2 protein-coding genes are annotated in these 8,380 nt (G+C 70.4%); both read left to right on the forward strand.

The annotated features are described in order from the left end of the window. Nucleotides 1-2,580: non-ribosomal peptide synthetase (locus JC881_RS32045; protein ID WP_198789786.1), on the forward strand; the 2,580-nt coding region annotated here is incomplete at its 5' end. Nucleotides 2,581-2,620: 40 nt separating this feature from the next. Continuing rightward, nucleotides 2,621-8,380 (forward strand): non-ribosomal peptide synthetase (locus JC881_RS32050; protein ID WP_198789787.1); only part of this gene is annotated, 5,760 nt, incomplete at its 3' end.

Raw genomic sequence — 8,380 nt, forward strand, 5'->3', positions numbered from 1 at the left:
GTGGACGAGCCGACGGCGCCGTTCAACCTGCTGGACGTGCAGGGCGATGGCACGCAGGTGCACGAGGCGAAGCTCAAGCTGGCGCCCGATCTGGCGCAGCAGGTGCGGCGCGAGGCGCAGCGCCATGGGGTGGGCGCGGCGACGCTGTTCCATCTGGCGTGGGCGCTGGTGCTTGGCAAGGCCACGGGCAAGGACGACGTGGTGTTTGGCACGGTGCTGTTCGGGCGCATGCAGGGCGGTCAGGGCACGGACCGGGCCTGGGGCATGTTCATCAACACGCTGCCGGTGCGCGTGAAGTTGGGCGCGCGCGATGTGGCGCACTGCGTGAAGCAGACGCACGACGCGCTCACGCAGTTGCTGCACCACGAGCACGCGAGCCTCGCGCTGGCGCAGCGCTGCACGGCGCTGCCGGGCGGCGCGCCGCTCTTCTCGGCGCTGCTCAACTACCGCTACACGCAGGAGCAGGCCGAAGGCACGCTGCTCCTCGAAGGTATGGAAGTTCTCGGTGCCGACGAGCGCACGAACTACCCGCTCACCCTGTCGATCGACGACCTGGGCGAGGGCTTCGAGGTCGTGGCGCAGATCCACGAGCCGGTGGGGGCCGCGTATGTCTGCGGGCTGGTGCATTCGGCGCTGGAAGGGATCGTCGATGCGCTGGCGAAGCCGGTCGCGCGGCCGGTCTGCGAGATCGATCCGATGCCCGCGCAGGAGAAGCAACAGCTCGCGGCGTGGAGCGCGCGCGTGCAAGACTGTGGAGATGCGGAACCGCTGCACCGGCTGATCGAACGCCAGGCGGCGCTGCACCCCGAGGCACCTGCGTTGTCCTTCGAGACACAGACGCTCGGCTACGGCGAACTCAACCGCAGGGCCAATCGGCTGGCGCATCACCTGATCGAACTGGGCGTTGGCCCCGAGACCCGCGTGGGCGTCGCGGTGGAACGCGGCATCGAGCTCGTGGTGGCCCTGCTGGGCATCCTGAAGGCCGGCGGCGCGTATGTGCCGCTCGATCCGGAGTACCCGGCCGATCGCATCGCCTACATGGTGGAAGACAGCCGCCTGTCGCTGGTGCTCACCCAGAGCCACCTGCAGGCGTCGGTCGCGCTGCCCGCCGGCGTGGTCGTGCTGCCGCTGGACACCACGGACTTCAGCAATTACCCCGATACAAATCCCACGGTGGCGCTGAGCCCGGACAACCTCGCCTACGTGATCTACACCTCCGGCTCCACCGGTCGGCCCAAGGGCGCCCAGCTGTGCCACCGCAACGTGACACGCCTGCTGTCACAGACGGACGCATGGTTTCACTTCGGCCCCGAGGACGTATGGACCCTGTTCCACTCCTACGCCTTCGACTTCTCGGTGTGGGAGATCTTCGGGGCGCTGTGCACCGGCGGCAAGTTGGTGGTGGTGCCCTACTGGGTCAGCCGCTCGCCCGAGGACTTCCTGCAGCTGCTGCGCACGCAGCGCGTGACGGTGCTCAACCAGACGCCCTCGGCATTCGGCCAACTGGCCAGCCTGCCGCAGGCGCTGGCAGAACCATTGGACCTGCGCGTCGTGATCTTCGGCGGCGAAGCACTCGAGCCGCAGCGCTTGCGCACATGGATCGAGCACCACGGCGACCAGCAGCCGCAACTGGCCAACATGTACGGCATCACCGAGACCACGGTGCACGTGACCTACCGTCGCATCACCGCCGCGGACATCGGCCCGCAGCGCAGCCCCGTGGGCATCGCGATTCCCGACCTGGGCCTGCGCGTGCTCGATGCGCAGCTCAACCCCGTGCCGCTGGGCGTGGCGGGCGAGTTGCACGTCTCGGGCGAGGGCCTGGCGCGCGGGTACCTGAACCGTGCCGGCCTCACGGCCGAGCGCTTCATCGCGGCCGAAGACGGCAGCCGCCTGTACCGCACCGGCGACCTGGTGCGCTGGAACGCGCAGGGCCAGCTCGATTACCTGGGCCGCATCGACCACCAGGTGAAGGTGCGGGGCTTCCGCATCGAGCTGGGCGAGATCGAGGCGCAGCTGCTGGCGCAGCCCGAGGTGCGCGAGGCGACGGTCATCGCGCGCGAGCAGGCGGGCGCGACGATGCTGGTGGCGTATCTGTCGGCGCAGGCAGGGCAATCCATCGACACGCCGGGCCTGCGCACGCGGCTGGGCGCGGTGCTGCCCGACTACATGGTGCCGGCGGCCTTCGTGGTGCTGGCGACCTTGCCGCTGAACGCCAACGGCAAGGTGGACCGCAAGGCGCTGCCCGAGCCCGAGCGGGCCAGCGAGCGGGCCTACGAGGCGCCGCAAGGTGAGATCGAAGTGGCGCTAGCAGCAATCTGGTGCGAGGTGCTGGGCATGGCCCGCGTCGGCCGCCACGACGATTTCTTCGAGCTCGGCGGCCACTCGCTGATGTCCGTGCAGATGGTGGCTCGCGTCGAGAGCGCGATGCATGCGCAGCTGTCGATCAAGGACATCTTCCAGCACCCGACCCTGGGCGGCATGGCCGCCCTGATCACCGGCGCCGGCCAGAGAAAGCCGCTCGCCGATGCCCTCTCCGATATCGATGCCTTCATGGACAGCATGGAAGAAGCTGCATGAACCCCGGCAACGCGAAGCCACCGTACGGATCACATCTCAGATGACCACCCCCAGTCCCGTTCCCGCCACCACCCACGACCAGATCGGCAAGCGCTTCTCGCGGCTGAACGCGGCGCAGCGCCGCGCGGTGTACCAGAAGATCCGCGCCGAGGGCTTCACCATCGGACAGTTTCCGATCACCCCGCGCGAAGAGGCCGCGCAGGCGGCCTGCGCGCCGTCGTATGCGCAGATGCGCCAATGGTTCCTGTGGCAGCTGGAGCCGGGCAGTTCGGCGTACCACGTCTCGGGGGGCCTCCAGCTCGAAGGGCGGCTCGATGTCGAGGCGCTGAAGGCGAGCTTCGCCGCGCTGGTCGCGCGCCATGAATCGCTGCGCACGGTGTTCGCGGCCGATGCGCAAGGCGTGGTCGAGCAGCGCGTCTTGCCGGACGCGGGATTCGACATCTCCTTCGTCGATCTCGCAGCCCTGGATGGCGCGCAGCGCGAGGCACGCACCGCCGAGGAAGCGCGGCGCATCTGCGACACGCCTTTCGACCTGACCGCCGGCCCGCTGCTGCGCGTCGGGCTCGTCCGCCTCGGCGCGAACGAACACGTGCTGGTCGTGGTGATGCACCACATCGTGTCCGACGGCTGGTCGATGCGCGTCGTGGTGGACGAGTTCGTCGCGCAGTACCGGGCGCGCGTGCTGGGCCAGGTGCCGGCGCTCGCGCCGCTTCCGATCCAGTACGCCGACTACGCGCTGTGGCAGCGGCACTGGCTCGAAGCCGGCGAGAAAGACCGCCAGCTGGAACACTGGAATGCGCAGCTGGGGGCTGCCCATCCGGTGCTGCAACTGCCGACGGACCATCCGCGCCGCGCCGACGGCAAGTACCGCGCCGCGCGCCACGACATCGCGCTCACGCCGGCACTGGCCGCATCGCTGCGCAAGCGCGCGCAGGCCGAGGGCGCGACGCTCTTCATGGTGCTGCTCACGGGCTTCCAGGTGCTGCTGCACCGCTACACCGCGCAGCCCGACATCCGCGTGGGCGTGCCGATCGCCAACCGCCACCGCGTGGAGTCCGAAGGCGTCATCGGCTTCTTCGTCAACACCCAGGTGCTGCGCAACGAGCTCGATGGCCGCACCAGCCTGCGGCAGGCGCTCTCGCACACCCGCGAGGCGGCGCTGGGTGCGCAGGCGCACCAGGACCTGCCGTTCGAGCAGCTGGTCGAGGCCCTGCAGCCCGAGCGCAGCCTGAGCACGGCGCCGCTGTTCCAGGTGATGTTCAACCACCAGCGGCAGGACCACGGCGCCCTCGAAAACCTGCCCGGCCTCGCGCTGCGGGACTACGCGCTGGGCGAGCAGCCGGCGCATTTCGAACTGACGCTCAGCGGCACCGAGGACGGCGCGGGCCAGGTGCGGCTGAACTTCGACTATGCGCGCGAGCTGTTCGATGCACAGACTCTCGAACACATGGCGGCGCATTACGTCGCCGTGCTGGCCGCGCTTGCGGAGCGCCCCGACTGCCGCATCGGCGACCTGGACCTGCTGGCCGCCGGCGAAACGCGCCAACTCGTGCAATGGGGCGTCAACCTGCGCGCCGACGGCAACGCCGAGCCGGTGCACCGCCTCATGGCGCGGCATGCGAAAGAGCGCCCCGACGCCACCGCGCTGATCTTCGGCGACCGCACGATGAGCTACGGCGAACTCGACCGCCGCGCCAACCGCCTGGCGAACCGGCTGGTCGCGCTCGGTGTGAAGCCCGAGACCCGCGTGGGCATCGCGGTGGAGCGTTCGATGGAGATGGTGGTGGGCCTCGTCGCCATCCTGAAGGCGGGTGGCGCCTATGTGCCGATGGACACCGAGTACCCGGTGGACCGGCTGGCCTACATGGCCGAGGACAGCGGCATCGCGCTCCTGCTGACGCAAAGCCATCTGCGCGCGCGCGTGCCGGTGAACGCCGGCGTGCAGGTGCTCGAGCTGGACACCGCGAACCTCGACGGCGAGAGCGCCTTCGCACCCGAGGTGCCGGTGCATGCCGGCAACCTCGCCTACATCATCTACACCTCCGGTTCCACCGGCATGCCCAAGGGCGTGATGGTCGCGCACGGGCCCTTCGCCGCGCATTGCGTCGACACGGCCGTGCTCTACGAGATGGGGCCGCGTTCGCGCGAACTGCATTTCCTGTCGTTCTCGTTCGACGGCGCGCACGAGCGGCTTTTCACCGCCTTGTGCTGCGGCGCCTCGCTGCTGCTGCGCGACGCCTCGCTCTGGACGGCCGAGCAGACGCTCGACGCCATGGCGCACCACGGCGTGACCAACGCCGGCTTTCCGCCGGTCTACCTGCGCCAGCTGGCCGACTGGGCCCGCGACACCGGCCGCTGCCCGCCGGTGCAGCTGTATTCGTTCGGCGGCGAGGCGATGTCGCGCGAGAGCTTCGACGCGGTGCGCCGGTACCTCAAGCCGAAGATCCTCATCAACGGCTACGGGCCGACCGAGGCCGTGGTGACGCCGATGCTGTGGAAGGTGGCCGCCGATGCGAGCTTCACCGAAGGCTATGCGCCCATCGGCCGGCCCGTGGAAGGCCGCAAGGCCTATGTGCTGGACGGCGACCTCAACCGCGTGCCGCGCAACGTGGCTGGTGAGCTGTACCTGGGCGGCACGGGCCTCGCCCGCGGTTACCTGCAGCGCGCGGGGCTGAGCGCCGAACGCTTCGTGGCCGACCCGTTCGACGAGACACCCGAAGGGGGCGGCCGCCTCTACCGCACCGGCGACTGGGTGCGCTGGCGCGAAGACGGCCAGCTCGAATACCTGGGCCGCATCGACCACCAGGTGAAGGTGCGGGGCTTCCGCATCGAGCTGGGCGAAATCGAGGCGCTGCTGCTCGCGCAGCCCGAGGTGCGCCAGGCCGTCGCGGTCGCCGTGAACGCCGTGAACGCCGCGAACGGGCCGAACGGGCCGAACGGCACCCGGCTGGTGGGCTACGTGTCGCCCCGTGCCGGCCAGCGCGCGGATGCGGCCGTGCTCAGGGAGCGGCTCGCGCGCGCGCTGCCCGACTACATGGTGCCCGCGGTGATCATGGTGATCGACACGCTGCCGCTCGCACCGAGCGGCAAGGTCGACCGGCATGCGCTGCCCGAACCCGCGGCCGAGGCGGCGCGTGCCTACGAGGCGCCGCAGGGTGCCGCCGAAGAGGCGCTCGCGAAAGTCTGGTGCGAAGTGCTGGGCCTTGCGCAGGTCGGGCGCAACGACAATTTCTTCGAGCTCGGCGGCGACTCGATCCTGAGCCTGCAGATCGTCGCGCGGCTGCGCCTGGCGGGCTGGAAGTCCACGCCCAAGCAGATCTTCGAGCGCCAGACGGTGGCGCTGCTCGCGGGCGCGATCGAGCCCGCGGGCGATGTGAAACGGCCGGCTGCAAGCGCCGCGGAAGGCGCCGTGCCGCTGCTGCCGTTCCAGCGTGAATTCTTCGAGATGGCGATGCCCGCGCGCCACCACTGGAACCAGTCGGTGCTGCTGCAAAGCCGCGAGCCGCTGCAGCTGCCGGCCTTGCGCCAGGCGCTGCGCGCCGTGGTGCAGCACCACGACGGCCTGCGCCTGCGCTTTCGCCAGGACGCGGCGGGCACGTGGCAGCAGGGCTACGAGATCGCATCCGGCAGCGAGCTGGACGAGTTGCTCTGGGTGCGTCGCGCGGCCGATGCCGCGCAGCTCGAAGCGCTGTGCGACGAAGCGCAGCGCAGCCTCGACATCGCGCACGGCTCGCTGATCCGCGCGCTGGCCGTCGAGCTGCCGGGCGGCCAGGCGCGGCTGCTGCTGGCGATCCATCACCTGGTGGTCGATGGCGTGTCGTGGCGCGTGCTGCTCGAAGACCTGCAGCTGGCGTACCGCCAGAGCCTCGCGGGCTCGCCCATCCTGCTGCCCGAGAAGACGAGCAGCTACAAGGACTGGTCGCTCTCCCTGCAGGGCTACGCGGCGGATCATGCCGACGAGCTGGACCACTGGCGCACGCTCGCGCAGGTGCCGGCGGCGTTGCCCTGCGCGCATCCGCAGGCCTCGAACACCGTCAAGGACCAGCAGACGATCGAGCTGCAGCTCGACCGGGCGACGACCGAGGCCTTCCTGAAGGACGCGCCCGCGGCCTACCGCACGCAGGCCAACGACCTGCTGCTCACGGCGCTCGGCCGCGCGCTGTGCGTGTGGGGCGGGCATTCGCAAGTCCTGGTGGATCTCGAAGGCCACGGCCGCGAGGACCTCTTCGCGCACATCGACCTGTCGCGCACCGTCGGCTGGTTCACCGCGCTGTTCCCGGTGGCGCTCGCGCCGCAGGGCGAGATCGGCGAGGCCGTCAAGCGCGTGAAGGAGAGCCTGCGCCGCGTTCCCAACAAGGGCGTGGGCCACGGCGTGTTCAAGCATGCGGGCGATGCCGCGCAGCGCAAGGCGCTGCGGGCGCTGCCGAAGGCGCAGGTGGTGTTCAATTACCTGGGCCAGTTCGACGGCGCTTTCCGTGACGATGCGGGAGAAGGCGCGCAGTGGACTCCCGCGCGGGAAGAGGGCGGCGCGCAGGTGGACGACGGCGCACCGCTTACGCACGAGTTTTCGGTCAACGGCCAGGTGTTCGACGGCCAACTGCGGCTGAGCGTGAGCTTCAGCCGCGCGCGCCACGATGCCGAAGCAGTGCTGGGTTGGGCGCGGCGCTTCCAGGAGGAACTCGAGGCATTGGTGCGCCACTGCGCAGGCGGGCCCCTCGGCGTGACGCCCTCGGACTTTCCGCTGGCCAGGCTCGACCAGCAGGCGCTCGACGCGTTGCCGGTGGCGGCCGCGCGCCTGGCGGACCTGTATCCGCTGTCGCCGATGCAGTCGGGCATGCTGTTCCAGACGCTGCTCGAGCAGGGCGGCGGGGCTTATCAGAACCAGCTGCGGCTCGATTTCAAAGACCTCGACGCCGCGCGTTTCCGCGCGGCCTGGGAGGCCGTGTTCAAGCGCCATGACGTGCTGCGCACCGGCTTCCTGCAGCGCGAAGGGCGTCCGCTGCAATGGATCGACCGCCACGCGCAACTGCCGTGGCGCGAAGAAGACTGGCGCGAGCGGAACCCGTCGTGCGAGGACATGGCCGCGCTGGCGCAGGCCGAGCAGTCGCGCGGCTTCGCGTTGGCGGAGGCGCCGCTCGCGCGCTTCGTGCTCGTGCGCACCGGCGCGCGCAGCCATCATTTCATCTGGACGGTGCACCACGTGCTGCTGGACGGCTGGAGCACCTCGCAGCTGCTCGGCGAAGTGCTGCGCCACTACGGCGGCCAGGCGCTACCCGCGCTCGCGGGCCGCTACCGCGACTACATCGGTTGGCTGCAGGCCCAGGACGCCGCGGCCAGCGAAGCGCACTGGCGCCGCGAGGCGAGCCGCCTCGAAGGCCCGACGCGGCTGGTCGATGCGTTGCCCAAGCCAGCCGTCGCAGGGACCGGCTACGACAACCTGCGCCACGCGTTCGATGCCGAGGCCACCGGGCGGTTCGTGGCGTTCGCCAAGCGCGAGCGCGTCACGATGAACACGCTGGTGCAGGCGGCCTGGGCGCTGCTGCTGCAGCGCTACAGCGGACAGCGCGCGGTGGCCTTCGGCTCGACCGTGTCCGGGCGCCCCGGCGAACTGGCGGGCGTGGAGCAGCTGGTGGGCCTTTTCATCAACACGCTGCCGGTGATCTGCACGCCGCAGCCCGGCCAGGCCGTGGGTGGCTGGCTGCGCGAGCTGCAGGCGCAGAACCTGGACGTGCGCGAGCACGAGCACACGCCGCTCTACGAGATCCAGCGCTGGGCCGGCTCCGCGGGGCCGGGGCTGTTC

This window comes from Variovorax sp. IB41 (assembly GCF_016405905.1).
Classification (GTDB): Bacteria; Pseudomonadota; Gammaproteobacteria; order Burkholderiales; family Burkholderiaceae_C; genus Variovorax.